At 63.9% G+C, this 14098-nt stretch carries 14 protein-coding genes and 1 tRNA gene; 4 read left to right on the top strand and 11 right to left on the bottom strand.

Annotated features, from left to right (window positions below; translation table 11 throughout):
* The first annotated feature begins 45 nt into the window (after positions 1-45).
* From ACFY5D_RS07695 to ACFY5D_RS07685, 3 genes are read left to right on the top strand one after another with little or no spacing between them, the layout of a single operon-like run.
* Positions 46-1119: an LLM class flavin-dependent oxidoreductase gene (locus ACFY5D_RS07695; RefSeq protein ID WP_387527245.1), complete on the top strand. Its 1074-nt coding sequence runs from the start codon at positions 46-48 to the stop codon at positions 1117-1119.
* A 47-nt stretch (positions 1120-1166) separates the two neighbouring features.
* Positions 1167-2576 carry an NtaA/DmoA family FMN-dependent monooxygenase gene (locus ACFY5D_RS07690; protein WP_387527243.1) on the top strand — a complete coding sequence of 470 codons (1410 nt, stop codon included), beginning with the start codon at positions 1167-1169 and terminating at the stop codon, positions 2574-2576.
* Positions 2573-3526: an ABC transporter substrate-binding protein gene (locus tag ACFY5D_RS07685; protein ID WP_387527240.1), complete on the top strand. Its 954-nt coding sequence runs from the start codon at positions 2573-2575 to the stop codon at positions 3524-3526. The genes ACFY5D_RS07690 and ACFY5D_RS07685 overlap by 4 nt, the downstream gene beginning before the upstream one ends.
* 83 nt (positions 3527-3609) lie before the next feature.
* Here ACFY5D_RS07685 and ACFY5D_RS07680 read toward each other — a convergent pair whose 3' ends face one another.
* The 8 genes from ACFY5D_RS07680 to ACFY5D_RS07645 all read right to left on the bottom strand — a co-directional run bounded on the left by ACFY5D_RS07680 (position 3610) and on the right by ACFY5D_RS07645 (position 9693).
* Positions 3610-4392, bottom strand: a complete 783-nt coding sequence (locus ACFY5D_RS07680) for an amino acid ABC transporter ATP-binding protein (RefSeq protein WP_387527237.1) — start codon at positions 4390-4392, stop codon at positions 3610-3612.
* Positions 4379-5044, bottom strand: a complete 666-nt coding sequence (locus tag ACFY5D_RS07675) for an amino acid ABC transporter permease (protein WP_387527234.1) — start codon at positions 5042-5044, stop codon at positions 4379-4381. Before ACFY5D_RS07675 ends, ACFY5D_RS07680 begins: the two co-directional genes overlap by 14 nt.
* A 65-nt stretch (positions 5045-5109) precedes the next feature.
* A complete protein-coding gene (locus ACFY5D_RS07670; protein WP_387527232.1) occupies positions 5110-5940 on the bottom strand; it encodes an amino acid ABC transporter substrate-binding protein in 831 nt (276 codons plus the stop codon).
* Positions 5941-6264: 324 nt separating this feature from the next.
* Entirely contained in the window at positions 6265-7191 is a 927-nt protein-coding gene (locus ACFY5D_RS07665; protein WP_387527229.1) for an AEC family transporter, read from the bottom strand.
* Positions 7192-7314: 123 nt separating this feature from the next.
* Positions 7315-7385, bottom strand: a tRNA-Gly gene (locus ACFY5D_RS07660).
* Between the two features lie 66 nt (positions 7386-7451).
* Complete coding sequence (locus tag ACFY5D_RS07655) at positions 7452-8660, bottom strand: cation:proton antiporter (protein WP_387527226.1); 1209 nt, start codon at positions 8658-8660, stop codon at positions 7452-7454.
* An 11-nt stretch (positions 8661-8671) separates the two neighbouring features.
* Positions 8672-9154: a cation:proton antiporter regulatory subunit gene (locus ACFY5D_RS07650; RefSeq protein ID WP_387527223.1), complete on the bottom strand. Its 483-nt coding sequence runs from the start codon at positions 9152-9154 to the stop codon at positions 8672-8674.
* Between the two features lie 53 nt (positions 9155-9207).
* Positions 9208-9693 (bottom strand): SseB family protein, encoded by a 486-nt coding sequence (locus tag ACFY5D_RS07645; RefSeq protein ID WP_387527220.1) that lies wholly within the window; start codon positions 9691-9693, stop codon positions 9208-9210.
* Between the two features lie 110 nt (positions 9694-9803).
* On the opposite strand from ACFY5D_RS07645, the gene ACFY5D_RS07640 reads away from it, so the two are divergent.
* The gene (locus tag ACFY5D_RS07640) at positions 9804-11510 is read left to right on the top strand and encodes a fumarate hydratase (protein WP_387527217.1); all 1707 of its coding nucleotides are present in this window, start codon (positions 9804-9806) and stop codon (positions 11508-11510) included.
* 130 nt (positions 11511-11640) lie between these two features.
* Here ACFY5D_RS07640 and ACFY5D_RS07635 read toward each other — a convergent pair whose 3' ends face one another.
* The 3 genes from ACFY5D_RS07635 to ACFY5D_RS07625 all read right to left on the bottom strand — a co-directional run bounded on the left by ACFY5D_RS07635 (position 11641) and on the right by ACFY5D_RS07625 (position 13911).
* Entirely contained in the window at positions 11641-12294 is a 654-nt protein-coding gene (locus ACFY5D_RS07635; protein ID WP_387527214.1) for a GntR family transcriptional regulator, read from the bottom strand.
* Positions 12295-12391: 97 nt separating this feature from the next.
* Positions 12392-13144 (bottom strand): SDR family NAD(P)-dependent oxidoreductase, encoded by a 753-nt coding sequence (locus ACFY5D_RS07630; protein WP_387527211.1) that lies wholly within the window; start codon positions 13142-13144, stop codon positions 12392-12394.
* On the bottom strand, positions 13141-13911 hold the full coding sequence (locus tag ACFY5D_RS07625; RefSeq protein ID WP_387527208.1) for an SDR family NAD(P)-dependent oxidoreductase: 771 nt from the start codon (positions 13909-13911) through the stop codon (positions 13141-13143). Before ACFY5D_RS07625 ends, ACFY5D_RS07630 begins: the two co-directional genes overlap by 4 nt.
* Positions 13912-14098: the final 187 nt, after the last annotated feature.

Below are 14098 nucleotides of genomic sequence, written 5' to 3'. Positions count from 1 at the left end.
CGAGCGATCCCGCATTGCCCACACGAATTCCCTAGGAGCCACACGATGACCACGGCACACCAACGCAACGCAACCCTCATCCTCGAGGTGGACGGGGCAGGGGCGCACCCCGCCGCCTGGCGGCTGGACAAGCAAACCCCGGAGTCTGTGCTTGACGCGCAACGAATCGCCAAGACGGTCCTTGCGGCGGAATCGGCAGGGTTCCATGCCGTCAGCATCGAGGACAGCCGCCAGGCCCCGGGCAACGGCCCGGGGGCACGCCTCGATGCCATCCAACGTGCGGCCTTCCTGAGCCCGCTGACCCACAGCATCGGACTGATCCCGGTGGCAGATTCCATCTACACCGAACCGTTCCACCTTTCCACCCAGCTCTCGGCCCTCGACGCTGTCTCCGCCGGCCGTGCCGGTTGGATCGTTTCGGCGGGCGGAACCGCGGCCGAGGGCGCGGCGGTGGGACGAGAAGCCGTGGCTTCGGGGGAGCTGCCCGGCGAAGTTGCCGATGTGCTGGAGGCAAGCCGCCGTCTTTGGGACAGCTGGGAGGACGGCGCGGTGATCAAGGACGTGGCGACGGGCCGCTACCTCGACAGGTCCAAGGTGCACTACGCGGACTTCGTGGGAAAGCGCTTCTCCGTCAGGGGATCCTCCATCAGCCCGCGACCCATCCAGGGACAGATCCCGGTGTTCGCCGCCCAACCCCTGGATGCGGACAGCGACGCAACACTCTTTGGCGCCCCGGGCCTCGAGGGGTCGCTTGCCGCAGCACAAGGCAACGGCTTCCCCGGGATCCGGATTGCCGAACTTGATTTCGTGCTGGACCACGCGGGGGAACCGGCCGCGGACCGGGTGGAGGCACTTGACGGCCGGGAACCCTGGCAATCGCCGCGTGCCCGCTTCACCGGCACGGCAACGGACTTCACCGACTACCTGCTCGAGCTGCTTGGCCATGCCGACGGCGTGCGCCTGCACCCCGCCGAACTCCACAAGGATGCCCCGGAATTCGCGGCACTCGTGCTTCCGGCCCTGCGTCTTGCCGGGGCGCTAAAGCCGACCCGGACCGGCAACACCCTGCGCGAAACCCTGGGCTTGCCGGCCGCACGGAACCGGTTCGCAGCCAGCTAACGGCATACAGCCCGTCCACCGCCACTTCACGCATTGGAGTCTTCAACATGAGCACACGGAACCAACCAAAAAACCAACTACGACTGGGCGTCTTCTTTCAAGGCGTCAACTCCGGCACCGTCTGGAAAACCCCGGAGGCGGGCTCGCAAACGGACTTCGAATCCTTCCGCAGGCTCATCCAGACCGCGGAACGCGGGATCTTCTCCGCCTTTTTCCTGGGTGAAGGACTGCGTTTGCGCGAACACCTCGGACAGATCCACGACCTTGACGTTGCCGGCCGGCCGGACGCACAGACCCTGCTGGCCGCGCTGGCCGCCGTGACCAACCGGATCGGCTTGGTTGCCACCCAGAACACCACCTACAACGACCCGGCCGATTTGGCCCACCGACTCGCCTCCCTGGACCTGATCTCGGGCGGTCGCGCGGCCTGGAACATCGTCACGACCGACAACGCCTGGACCGGCGCGAACTTCCGACGAGGCGGGTACCTTGACCATGCGGACCGCTACACGCACGCCGAGGCCTTCGTGGACACCGCCAAGCGCATCTGGGATTCCTGGGGGCGCGAGGACATCGCCGCCAACGGATCCGAAAAGGCGTGGTTCGCCGGAGACACCCCGGAACCCGTCGAACACACGGGCAAGCACTACAGCATCAGCTATGCGTCGCGCCTGCCACGCAGCGCGCAAATCCGCCCCGTCCTCTTCCAGGCGGGAGACTCCGCGGAGGGCCGCGATTTCGCGGCACGCCAGGCAGACGTCATTTTCTCCGCCCACGGCGGGCTGGAAGCGGCCAAGGTGTTCCGCGCCGACATCACGGCCCGGACGCTCAAGGCCGGCCGTCCCGCGTCGGCAGTGAAGATCATGCCTGGAAGCGAGTTCATCCTGGCCGCCACGGAATCGGAGGCTGCGGAAAAGCACCGCTGGGTTCGCGAGCAGCAGATCGGGCCGCAACAGGCACTTGCCTACCTGGAACAGTTCTGGGGCGAGTCCCTGGCAGGTCTCGACCCGGAAGGGCCGTTGCCCGACTTCGACCCCAAGATCAGCGAATCCGATGTGACCCGAGGCAGCGGCTTCCAGGGTGCCAAGGCCGTCGAACTGACCCGTGCCTGGCGCGAGACGGCCAAGGATCGAGGACTGAACATCCTGGAGTTCGTGCGCGGCAAGTCCGGGCGGGTCGGCGGTTCCTTCGTGGGTTCCTATGCCCGGGTGGCCGACACGCTGGAGCAGTACGCGGAGTCCGGCGCCGTCGACGGTTTCAACATCACCCCGTGGCTGATCCCCTCGGGGCTTGACGACATCGTCAACCACCTGGTCCCGGAACTGCAGGAACGCGGGATCTATCCCACCGACTACGCGGGGGACACCCTGCGCGAAAACCTGGGTCTTGGAGACCCAACCGATGCCGCGCCCGCGGCGTCGAACGAAAACAACACTCGATACGAGGTAGCGGTATGAACCAGCGAACGACCACGGGACTGATCGTCGGGGCTGCTGCCCTGGGACTCATGCTGACGGGCTGCTCGGACCCCGGAAGCTCTGCCACGGCGGGAACGGTTTCCAAGCAGGGGTTCAACCTGTCCCCGGAACAGAACCGCCAGGCGGCCGAGCCGGTCGCCGCCGCAACCAAGATCGTTCCGGCAAACATCAAGGAAGACGGCAAGCTCACCGTGGCCATGGCCCCGGGATCCGCGCCACTTGCCATGTTTGCCACCGACAACAAGACGCTGATCGGCGACGAGGCGGACATCGCCGTGGCGCTCGCCCAGTCACTGGGGCTGGAAGCGGACCTCGTGCCGGTTTCCTGGGCGGACTGGCCGCTCGGGCTCGAATCGGGGAAGTACGAGGCCGTCATCAGCAACGTCACGGTGACGCAGGCGCGCAAGCAGAAGTACGACTTCGCCACCTATCGCGAGGACAAGCTTGGCTTCTATGTCCCGGTCGATTCCGAGATCAAGGAGATCCGTGCGCCCAAGGACGTCGCGGGCCTGCGGATCACGGTGGGTTCGGGCACCAACCAGGAGAAGATCCTGCTCTCGTGGGATGCGCAGAACAAGAAGGCAGGGTTGAAACCCGTCTCCTTCCAGTACTACGACGAAGACGCACTGGCGGCCGTCGCGCTGACCTCGGGCCGCGCGGACGCCTCCTTTGGCCCCAACGCCTCGGGTGCCTACAAGGCCAGCACCGACGGGAAGACACGGCTCGTGGGCCTGGTGCCCGGCGGCTGGCCGGATGCCGCAAGCATCGCGGTGACGGTGAAGAAGGGCAGCGGTCTGGCCGAGGCCTCGCAGGCAGGCATCAACGGCCTGATCGAATCCGGTCTCTACAAGACGATCCTGGACAAGTGGGCGCTTGGCGAGGAAGCGATTCCCAAGTCCCAACTGAACCCTCCCGGGCTCAAGGATTAATGACCCACACACTGGAAAGGCCGGGCCAGCTGCGAGATGCAGCCGGCCCGGCCATTCCAAGATTCCGTGCGTTTTAGATGCGTTTAGAACGGGTTGAGCAGGCGGTGAACGAATTGCTGGGTACGTTCGTTCTCCGGGGCGCGCAGGACCACGTCGGGATGTCCGCGTTCGACCACCACACCCTGGTCCATAAAGACCACCTCGTCGGCCACTTCGCGGGCGAAGGCCAGCTCGTGGGTTACCAAGACCATGGTCCACCCCTCGTCGGCGAGCTCCTTGATGACCCTCAGGACATCGCCCACCAATTCCGGATCCAGGGCCGAGGTCGGCTCGTCGAAGAGCAACAGCGAGGGCTTCAGCGCCAGCGCCCTGACGATTCCCACACGTTGCTGCTGCCCGCCGGAAAGCTGGTGCGGATACTGGTCGTGTTTGTCGGCCAGCCCCACCCGCGCCAGGAGTTCCGTTGCCTCGGCAACTGCCTCGGCACGCTTGCGCTTCTGGACCTGCACCGGGCCCTCGATGATGTTCTCCAACACCGTCTTGTGGGGGAACAGGTTGTAGTTCTGGAACACCATGGCACTGCGCGTGCGCAGGACCTGCGCCTGCTTCTGCGTGGTCCTGGAGTCAAACGTGACTTCGGGGCCGCCGTCGAAGGCCACGGCACCCACGTCGGGGATCTCCAGCCCGTTCAGGCAGCGCAACACCGTGGTCTTGCCGGACCCGGAAGGACCGATCAGCGCAAGCACCTCGCCCTTGCGCACGGCAAGGTCGATGGACTTGAGGACCTGGTTCGAACCGAAGCTCTTCTGCAGGCCGTCGGCACGCAGCATCACCGGGGCGTCCGCCGGGGGTCTAGTGTGCGACATAGCGATCGAGCCTTCCTTCCAAACGCGACTGGCCGGTGGAGAGCACCAGGCAGAAGACCCAGTAGACCAGCGCGGCCTCCATGTATACGAGCAGGAACTCCCCGCTGAAGGCGGCGATTTCCATCGCCTTGCGGAAGAGCTCGGTCACCAGGATCAGCGACGCCAGGGAGGTGTCCTTCACCAGGGAAATAAAGGTGTTGGACAACGGCGGGACCGCAACGCGTGCGGCCTGGGGCAGAATGAGGCGCCGCAACGTCGTGGCCCGGGACATGCCGATGGTGTACCCGGCTTCCCACTGTCCGCGTGGAACGGAGAGGATCGCTGCTCGAATAACCTCGGCAGCGTATCCTCCCACGTTGAGGGAAAACGCGATGATGGCGCTGGGCCACGGGTTCAGGGTCACCCCGAGGGAAGGCATCCCGTAGAAGATCACGAAGAGCTGGACCAGCAACGGGGTTCCCCGGATCACCGAAATGTAGGCCCGGGCAATGAAGGAAACCAAGCGATTGTTGCTCAGTCGCATGAGCGCCATGAGCAGGGCGATGGCCAGCCCGATGGCAAAGCTGGCCAAGGAAAGCGGAATGGTTCCCGAGATTCCGCCGAGCACGATGGGCCCGAGAGAATCGAGGAACAGGTTCCAATCGATGTTCATCGACCGTTCTCCTTAGCTAGTCGGAAGACCCTATGAAGCAAGACATTCGACAGCAATGATCAAACCTACTTGGTGACGTCGGCCCCGAAGTACTTGTCCGAGATCTTTGCCAGGGTCCCGTCGGCCTTCAGCTCGGCCAATGCGCCGTCAACGGCCTTGACCAGGTCTTCGCTGCCGGTGCGGAAAGTGATCGCACTTTCGGACTTGTCGGTGGTTTCGGCCGCGATCTTGATGCTCGGATCGTTCTTGGTCTTCTGCGAATCCAGGTAGGTCAGCTTGTCGTTGATGGTCGCATCCACCCTGCCTTGCTTGAGCAACGTGACGGCCTGGGCCCAGCCCTCGACAGCTTCGACCTTTGCGCCCGAGTCCTTGGCCAGCTGGAACCAGTTGCTGGTCAGTGACTGGGCAGTGGTCTTGCCCTTGAGGTCGGCGAAGGAAGAAATATCGGTGTTGTCGGCCTTGGTCACGATCACGCCAGTGCTCACCGTGTAGGGAGTGGAGAAGAGGTATTTTGCCTTGCGCTCGGGGGTGATCGACACCTGGTTGGCAATCACGTCGAAGCGGCCGGCCTCAAGGCCGGCAAAAATGGCGTCCCACTGGGTTTCCTCAAACTTGGCTTCAACGCCAAGCTTGCCGGCGACCGCCGTGGCGATTTCCACGTCGAAGCCGGTCAGCGGGCCGGTGCCTCCCTCATGGAAAGAGAAGGGCTTGTAGGTGCCTTCGGTTCCGATCTTGAGCACCCCTGCGTCCTTGACCTGCTGCAAGGTCAGGCCACTAGCTGTTCCCGTTGCGCCGGCAGCTCCCGAGGTCGCGGCCGGTCCTGAGGATCCTCCGCAGGCAGTAAGCGTCACAGCGATCACGGCGGTGGTCATCAACGCAAAAATTTGACGTTTCATGGGGCGGTACGATCCTTTCGAAAACAAAAATGTCCGCACCAAGGGCGGGCTGCGTCTTGTGGAACAAAACGCCTGCCGATGCGAACCATGATGCGACGCTAACACGGCGGCCCGGTCGGCATAAGTGCTATGTTCCGAAGTGCGTCGAAAATGTTTGCCGAGTGGGCGTGATCCGTTGAAAATGGCCAACCCAGGACCGATATGTTCGTAACAATGGGACGCCTCCCGTACGCAACGGAAACCAACTTTGCGGAAGGGGATAAACATGCCGAATGACTTCCGACCCCTTGCAGGCGCGGAACCCCTGGGTTTGGTCTGTCGCCGCTAGGTCAGCAAGAGCGGAACCAGCATCATGGCAGGAACCGCAACGATCGTGGTGAGCAGCACCGTGTCCTTTGCCAGGACGACCCCGCGGTCATAGCGGGAGGCCGTGACAAAGATGTTTTGGGCCGTGGGGAGCGCCGCCATAATGACGACGATAAAGACGTCGTTGCCTTCCAACCCGAAAATCCATCGGGCCGCGACCCACGCGGCCAGAGGCTGGAACACCAATTTCAGCGACGTGGCAACGACGGTGTCGGCCTTGCGGCCGCCGGAAGCCTCCAGCGGCTTGGAACCGACTAACGAAATGCCAAAGGCAATGAGCATTGCCGGAATGGACGCACCGGCGATGAGTTCGATGGGGTCCGCCAGAGGCTGGGGCAACTGCACGTCGAACAGCGCACACGCCAATCCGGCCAGGGAGCCCACGATCATGGGATTCTTCACCGTTTGCACCAGCATCGACAGGGGCGTCGTGCGATGCCGTGAGGTGCTTGCATCCAGGATGGCCAGGCAAACGGGGGAGTAGAGGGCCAGCTGCCACAGAATCACCGGAGCCGCATAGGAAATATCGCCAAGCACGTATAGGGCGATGGGCAGGCCCAAGTTGGCCGAATTCACCGTCGAAGCGCTCATGGCGCCGATGGTCGTCTCGGTGACGTCGCGGCGCAGCCACCACCGGGTGGCCAGCACGAAGGCAAGTGCGGTGGCTGTCGCGGAGATCGCTGCGACGCCCAGATAGGGGCCCAACACCGCGACCGGATCCGAGCCCGCCAGGGTGGTGAAAAGCAGGGCCGGGCTGGCGACGAAGAAGGTCAGTCGGTTCAACACATACCGGGCATCGGGACCCAGCACCCCGGTGCGTCCCACCAGGTAGCCAACGGCGATCACCGTCCAGACCACGGCAAAACCAGAGAGTACACCGACCATGAGTTGTGGCACCTTCCCGTGTGGAACGAACCGCAGGTCGGGGATTTCCCTGTCCCAGTGAATCCAACACATTGCGGTTTAACGCATTGAGACCCGGCCAACGGCCGGGTCTCAACAATCACGAGCGGGCGACGGGAATCGAACCCGCGTGTCCAGCTTGGGAAGCTGGCGCTCTACCATTGAGCTACGCCCGCGATGCGCCGAGAAGCCTATTGACCGCCCGGGCACAGACAGCATATCCCAAAGTGGGCCCCCGAAACCTAATCGGTGACGAAGGGGGTGTCGGGGCGTGTCGGGGACGGCCGGGTCCGCTTGCGCAGGAACGGCCTGCTCAGTGGTTCCACGAAACGCGCGGCCACCGGTCCAAGCACGGCGAGCAGCAACACGTATGCGGTTGCCAGTGCGGCCAGCTCGCCGGTGACCACGCCCGAGGCAACCGCCAGGCCGGCAATGACGATGGAGAATTCGCCGCGGGCGATCAATGCGACGCCTGCACGCAAGCGGCCGGGAACGCCGATGCCTGCGCGTTTCGCGGCCCAGACGCCGGTGAGGACCTTGGTCGCCGAGGTGACCACTGCGAGGCCGATGGCCATGGGCAAGACGGCGGGAATCGTTGTCGGGTCGGTGTTGAGCCCAAAGACCACGAAGAACATGGCGGCGAACAGGTCGCGCAGGGGCTCGAGGACCTTGGTGGCCGAACTCGCCGTCGACCCGGAAATGGCGATCCCCAAAAGGAACGCCCCCACCGCCGCGGAAACCTGAAGGGCCGAAGCCACACCGGCAACCAACAGCGCCGCCCCGATGAGCTTGAGCAGGAAATTCTCCTGGTCGGCCGAGTGTATGAGCCGGGAAATCTGCGGGCCGAACCGAAGTGCCGCGAGCAGCACCACTGTAATCGCGGCCAGGGCGATGCCCACCGTGCGCAACCCGCCAAAGAAACTCAGGCCGGCCAGGGTTGCGGTGAGCGCGGGCAGGTAAATGGCCATGGCCAGGTCTTCGAGGACCAGGATCGAAAGGACAACCGGCGTTTCGCGGTTACCCAATCGACCCAAGTCGGAGAGGACCTTTGCGATGATTCCGGACGACGAAACATAAGTGACGCCGCCCAGGACCAAGGCCCCGGTGGCACCCCAGCCCATGAGCAAGGCAAGGCCTGCCCCCGGGGTGAAGTTCAAGAGGAAATCCACGATCCCGGCAAACCAGGACCCCTTGAGCCCCGTGACCAGTTCTCGGGCGGTGTATTCAAGCCCCAGCATCAGCAGGAGCAGGATCACGCCGATTTCGCTGGCGATTTCACCGAATTCGGAAATTCCGCCCAGATCGATCAACCCGCCGTGCCCAAACATCAGGCCGCCGACGAGGTAAAGCGGAACCGGCGACATCCCGAATTTGGCGGCCATGCGTCCCAAGAGGCCAAGGCCAAGGAAGACGGCTCCAAGCTCAATCAGAATGACTGCTGTTTCCCCCATGATCCTTCGCCTTATCCGTCGTTGATCAGGCGGGCGGCGCTGTCAAGGCCGCTGGAGGTGCCGACAATGACAAGCACGTCACCGGCATTGAGCTCGAAGGACGGCTCCGGTGAGGGGAAGACGTTTCCGCTGCGGGAGATCGCGACAACCGACGCACCGGTGCGCGTGCGCAGGTTGGTGTCGCCGAGGGTCCGGTTCACGTAGGGGCTCTCGTGGCTGACCACGAATTGCTGGGTATTGACCCCCGGCAGGTCCCGGTGTTGGTCGGTCAGCTGGGTGACCAGCTGCGGGGCGCCCAACATGGCGCCTATGGCCCCCGCTTCATCCACGCTCAGCGGAATCGCGGCGGCGCACGCATCGGGATCTTCACGCTGGGAGATGATCAGCTGCATGGATCCGTCACGCAGGATGACCACCCCAACCCGGCGGCCCGACGCGAGGGTGATTTCACGACGGACACCGAGACCGGGCAGCGAGGTATCTTCAAAATTCATGGCTTAACTCTAGTACCACGGCACCACGGATGCCGGGGCACCGGGGTAACGAATTATGCCTGCTGGTTCTTCAGCGATCCGTCGGGGTTGAAGTCCTCGCGGATGGTCTTCACGCCATCGGCGTCGATCTCGAAGCTCAGCTCGTGGCCCGGGTTGATCACGAAGCCCGTGTCGATCAGCGAGCGCACGATCGTCGCGCCCAGGACCTGGACACCGTAGGGGGCCGCGTCGATGTAGGTTCCGGGAATGCGGGCCAGGTGGGTGAAGAGTGCGATGACGGGCTGGCCGGCCGCGTTCTGCAACAGCATCGGCTGGGCGTTCTTGCTGTCGCCGGTGACCTTCTCGCGGCTCAGGAAGAAGACCTCGGAGGCCATGAAGGACGCGATGACCTGGCCGCTGAGGGCGGGGTCGTTCTGCCCGGCGCGGATCATCATCTCAAAGTGGGTGACGGGGGCGTTGGGATCCGTGACGCTTGCGGTCGCGGCGGGGTTTTCCTCGGTGGCCGAGGCGTTCTGGGATTGCTGGTTCTCTTCGCTCATGCCCCCAAGCATGTCGACTTTACGACCGGCGGCGCAACCCGATGCCCGGTTGTTCCCCCAACCGTCCTAAACTGGGGGCATACGTTTTGAATCTTTTGCGAGGAAACCTCATGCCCGAATTCCAGTACGAAGACCTCCTGCCCATCGGGGCGGACGAGACAACCTACCGCCAGATTTCCACCGAGGGTGTCCGCACCGTCGAGGGCCCGGGCGGCCGAACGTACCTCGAGGTCGACCCCGAAGCACTGGAGCTGCTGGCCACCACCGCGCTCCACGACATCTCCCACTACCTGCGCCCGGCGCACCTGCAGCAGCTCCGCAACATCCTCGACGATGAGGAAGCCAGCCCGAACGACAAGTTCGTCGCACTGGACCTGCTGAAGAACGCAAACATCGCCGCCGGCGGCATCCTGCCCATGTGCCAGGACACCGGCACCGCGATCGTCATGGGCAAGCGCGGCCAGCAGGTGCTGACCCAGGGTCCGGACGAGAAGGACCTGTCCAAGGGCATCTACGACGCCTACACCCAGCTGAACCTGCGCTACTCGCAGCTGGCCCCGCTGACCACGTGGGAAGAGAAGTCCACCGGCAACAACCTGCCCGCACAGATCGAGCTGTACGCGGACACCACCCCGGGCCACGAGAACCAGTACAAGTTCCTCTTCATGGCCAAGGGCGGCGGATCGGCCAACAAGTCGTTCCTGTACCAGGAGACCAAGGCCATCTTGAACGAGAACTCGATGCTGCGCTTCCTGGATGAGAAGCTTCGCTCGCTGGGCACCGCGGCCTGCCCGCCGTACCACCTCTCGATCGTCATCGGCGGCACCAGCGCCGAGTTCGCGCTGAAGACCGCCAAGTACGGTTCGGCCAAGTACCTGGACAACCTGCCGACCACCGGCGCGATGACCGGCCGCGGCTTCCGCGACATCGACCTCGAAGAGAAGGTCCTGGAGTTGACCCGCAACTTCGGCATCGGCGCCCAGTTCGGCGGCAAGTACTTCTGCCACGACGTGCGCGTGGTGCGCCTGCCGCGACACGGCGCCTCGCTGCCGGTGGCCATCGCCGTGTCCTGCTCGGCCGACCGCCAGATGCTTGCCAAGATCACCCCCGAGGGCGTGTTCGTGGAGCAGCTGGAAACCGATCCGGCACGCTTCATGCCGGAGTCCGACCACCCGGCCATCGCCGCCCACGACGAGGAAACCAGTGGCGTCTCCGGCACCGGCGGATCCTCCGTGGTGAAGATCGACCTGAACAAGCCGATGGACGAGATCCTGGCCGAGCTGACCAAGCACCCTGTCAAGTCCCGCCTGTCGCTCACCGGACCGCTGGTGGTAGCCCGCGACATCGCGCACGCCAAGATCAAGGAACGCCTGGACGCCGGCGAAGACATGCCGCAGTACCTCAAGGACCACCCGGTCTACTATGCAGGCCCGGCCAAGACCCCCGAAGGCATGGCCTCGGGTTCCTTCGGCCCGACCACCGCGGGACGCATGGACTCCTACGTGGACCAGTTCCAGGCGGCCGGCGGCTCCATGATCATGCTGGCCAAGGGCAACCGCTCCAAGGCGGTCACCGACGCGTGCAACACCCACGGCGGTTTCTACCTGGGTTCCATCGGCGGCCCGGCGGCCCGCCTGGCGCTCGACTGCATCAAGAAGGTCGAGGTCGTCGAATACGAGGAGCTCGGCATGGAAGCGATCTGGAAGATCGAGGTCGAGGACTTCCCGGCGTTCATCGTCGTCGATGACAAGGGCAACGACTTCTTCGCGGAATCCTCGAAGCCGACCTTCACCGGCCTGCCGATCCGCACCAAGTAGCAGTCGGCCCCCGCGAGGGAGCGACGGCTGCATGAACACAGGAAGGGCGGATGCGACCAAGCTTGGTCGCATCCGCCCTTCCGCTTAATCCCGGGAGGCGGGCGCTGCCTGTGCCCCTGCTACAAATTGTCTAGTTTGATTTGCGTTCGAAGATCTCCGGGTGCCGGGCAAGTTCCAGGCGCGTGCGGCGCAGGTGCGAGAACATGAGGCGTTCAGCGTCCTCGGCATCGCGGTGTTTGAAGGCCTCGAAGAGCAGCTTGTGCTCCGAGTGCGTGATTTGCAGGCCCTCCCAGCCGATGAGCTGCGAGTAGGTGCGACGGTAGTGCTGCGTGGAGTCCCACATGCGCTTCACCATGGAGTAGAGGTTCTCCATCTTGGCGGGCTTATAGCTTTCGAGGTGGAACTCGCGGTCCGCGGCCAGATAAGTAGTCACGTCGGTGGCCTGCTCAATCGCCAGCAGGAGCCGGTGCAGGTGCTCGACGTCCTCATCGGTGTAGCGGACGACGGCGCAGGAGAGCAACAAAGAATCGAGCCGTTCACGGATCAGGTACGTCTCAGTGCATTCGGCCAGGTCCATGGCGGTGACCCAAGCCCCGGTATTGGCCACCAGAGTGACCAGCCCGTCGGATTCGAGCATGCGCAGGGCCTCGCGTACCGGCAAGCGACTGGCGCCGAATTCCTCGGCGACGATTTCCTGGCGGATCCTTTCGCCTGGCTGGCGCACCCCATCGAGAATTTCCTCCCGCAGTGAGGTGGCAATGCGCAGGCTCGCTGATTTCTTCACTAAAGGACCCCAATTCTTACGTGCTGGATTCCCTCCAGCCTAAGGCGCGGGGGCGCTTCGTGCTCAATCGCGCTCCCGCGGTCGGCAACGGTGTGGATCAGCCGGCCATGAAGAGACCGCCATTGACGTGGATCGTTTCCCCATTGATGAAGCTCGCGCCGTCGCTGCAGAGGAACGCTGCCACTTGGGCGACCTCCATCGAGTTGCCAAAACGGTTCAGTGGGGTTCCCGAGAGCATGGATTCGCCGCGTTCGGCCACTAGCGCCTCGACCATGGGGGTAGAAATCGTGCCCGGGGAGACCGCATTGACCCGTATGCCCCGGTGGCCTAGTTCGTGGGCCAACGAGCGGGTAAGCGCGATGACCCCGGCCTTGCTTGCAGCATAGTGGGCGTGGTTTTTGCTGCCCCGATGGCCGGCCAGCGACGCGAAGTTCACAATGGCACCACCGTCGGCCATTACCGGCGTTGCGGCGCGAAGCAGCCGGAAGACTCCGTCGAGGTTAATGTCCATGACCTTGCGCCACAGCTCGTCACTGGTTTCCGTGACTGGCGACTCCGGGTAGATGCCGGCGGCCGGAACGACGAAGTCCAGGGCCCCGAAGCGCGCTGTGGTCAGGGCCAGGGCCCCGTCGATGATCTCCGGGGAGGACGCGTCCCCGGCTAAGGCAGCCACGCGGGCGTCGTCGCCCAGTTCCACTGCAAGTGCGTTCAGAGATCCAGGGTCCAGGTCGAGCAATACAAGGTTGGCCCCGGCATCGAAGAGCAGCCGGGCCACGTCGCGGCCGATGCCACCGGTGGCACCTGTGATCAGGCCGGTCTTATGGGTGAAGTCGTAAGCGGGGATGCTCATGCGTACCAGTTCCCGTCTATGGTCAGGCCGCCATCGGCCATCATCAGGTGGCCCGTGACGTAGGAGGCGGCGGGGGATGCGAGGAAATGGACAACTTCGGCGATTTCTTGAGGTTCGGCAAATCGGCCCAAGGGGGTGCGCTTTTCGATGGGCTCTGTCTTGATCAGTCCGGCTTCGATCTGGGTGGCGGTCAGCGCAGTGCGGACATACCCCGGGCCCACCGCGTTGACACGGATCGCGTGTGGCGCCCATTCCACGGCCAGCGTCCTGGTCAGGCCCACGATGCCGGCCTTCGAGGTGGTGTAGCTGGCACGGCCGGGCATTCCGGAGTGCGCCGCAACCGAGGCGAGGTTCACGATGGCGCCTCGGGGTGAGACCGACAGTAGACCGAAGGCGGCCTGACAGGCGCGCAGAGTGCCGGTGAGATTGATATCCAAAACGTGATTGAAGGATGCAGGATCCACCAGATGGCTGGGTGCGGGACGGGAGAGACCTGCCGAATTCACCAACGCGTCTAGTGCACCTTCGTTGGTCGTGATCGAGGAGAATGCGTCCCTAACCGCGGCATCGTCCGTTACATCAACCTCGACGGCCCGGGCGTTGTCCGCGCCAAGCTGAGTTACGCCAGCCGCCAAGTGCTCCGGGGAAACGTCAAGGAGCACAACGCGGCCACCACCGTCGACCCAGCGTTGTGCGAAGGCGAGGCCGATGCCGGCTCCGCCGCCGGTCACGGCCGCAACCGGCCGTTCTACTTGGTGGCTTGACATGCTTGATTCTCCTGTGTGGACGAGTGACAGCTTTCGGATCAAAAGTTTTGATTGGATCCATTCTTCCACTATCTTGCCATCAAAATGCGATTTGAGTGCGATTTTTGTTTGTGTTGGATCCAATCTGCGGCTACATTGGTTTCTTGAGACGGAAGTCACGTTCATTCATCCAGCCGGCCGGACAGTG

This window comes from Paeniglutamicibacter sp. NPDC012692, from assembly GCF_042901625.1.
Lineage (GTDB): Bacteria > Actinomycetota > Actinomycetes > Actinomycetales > Micrococcaceae > Paeniglutamicibacter.
Note: the sequence above shows the minus strand (reverse complement) of the source record. Positions and strands in the feature narration are given on the sequence as shown.

Excerpts from the sequence above, each read along its gene's own strand:
- ACFY5D_RS07695 (WP_387527245.1), top strand. The coding sequence starts at position 46 with ATGACCACGGCACACCAACGCAACGCAACCCTCATCCTCGAGGTGGAC.
- ACFY5D_RS07690 (WP_387527243.1), top strand. The coding sequence starts at position 1,167 with ATGAGCACACGGAACCAACCAAAAAACCAACTACGACTGGGCGTCTTC.
- ACFY5D_RS07685 (WP_387527240.1), top strand. The coding sequence starts at position 2,573 with ATGAACCAGCGAACGACCACGGGACTGATCGTCGGGGCTGCTGCCCTG.
- ACFY5D_RS07680 (WP_387527237.1), bottom strand. The coding sequence starts at position 4,392 with ATGTCGCACACTAGACCCCCGGCGGACGCCCCGGTGATGCTGCGTGCC.
- ACFY5D_RS07675 (WP_387527234.1), bottom strand. The coding sequence starts at position 5,044 with ATGAACATCGATTGGAACCTGTTCCTCGATTCTCTCGGGCCCATCGTG.
- ACFY5D_RS07670 (WP_387527232.1), bottom strand. The coding sequence starts at position 5,940 with ATGAAACGTCAAATTTTTGCGTTGATGACCACCGCCGTGATCGCTGTG.
- ACFY5D_RS07665 (WP_387527229.1), bottom strand. The coding sequence starts at position 7,191 with ATGGTCGGTGTACTCTCTGGTTTTGCCGTGGTCTGGACGGTGATCGCC.
- ACFY5D_RS07655 (WP_387527226.1), bottom strand. The coding sequence starts at position 8,660 with ATGGGGGAAACAGCAGTCATTCTGATTGAGCTTGGAGCCGTCTTCCTT.
- ACFY5D_RS07650 (WP_387527223.1), bottom strand. The coding sequence starts at position 9,154 with ATGAATTTTGAAGATACCTCGCTGCCCGGTCTCGGTGTCCGTCGTGAA.
- ACFY5D_RS07645 (WP_387527220.1), bottom strand. The coding sequence starts at position 9,693 with ATGAGCGAAGAGAACCAGCAATCCCAGAACGCCTCGGCCACCGAGGAA.
- ACFY5D_RS07640 (WP_387527217.1), top strand. The coding sequence starts at position 9,804 with ATGCCCGAATTCCAGTACGAAGACCTCCTGCCCATCGGGGCGGACGAG.
- ACFY5D_RS07630 (WP_387527211.1), bottom strand. The coding sequence starts at position 13,144 with ATGAGCATCCCCGCTTACGACTTCACCCATAAGACCGGCCTGATCACA.
- ACFY5D_RS07625 (WP_387527208.1), bottom strand. The coding sequence starts at position 13,911 with ATGTCAAGCCACCAAGTAGAACGGCCGGTTGCGGCCGTGACCGGCGGC.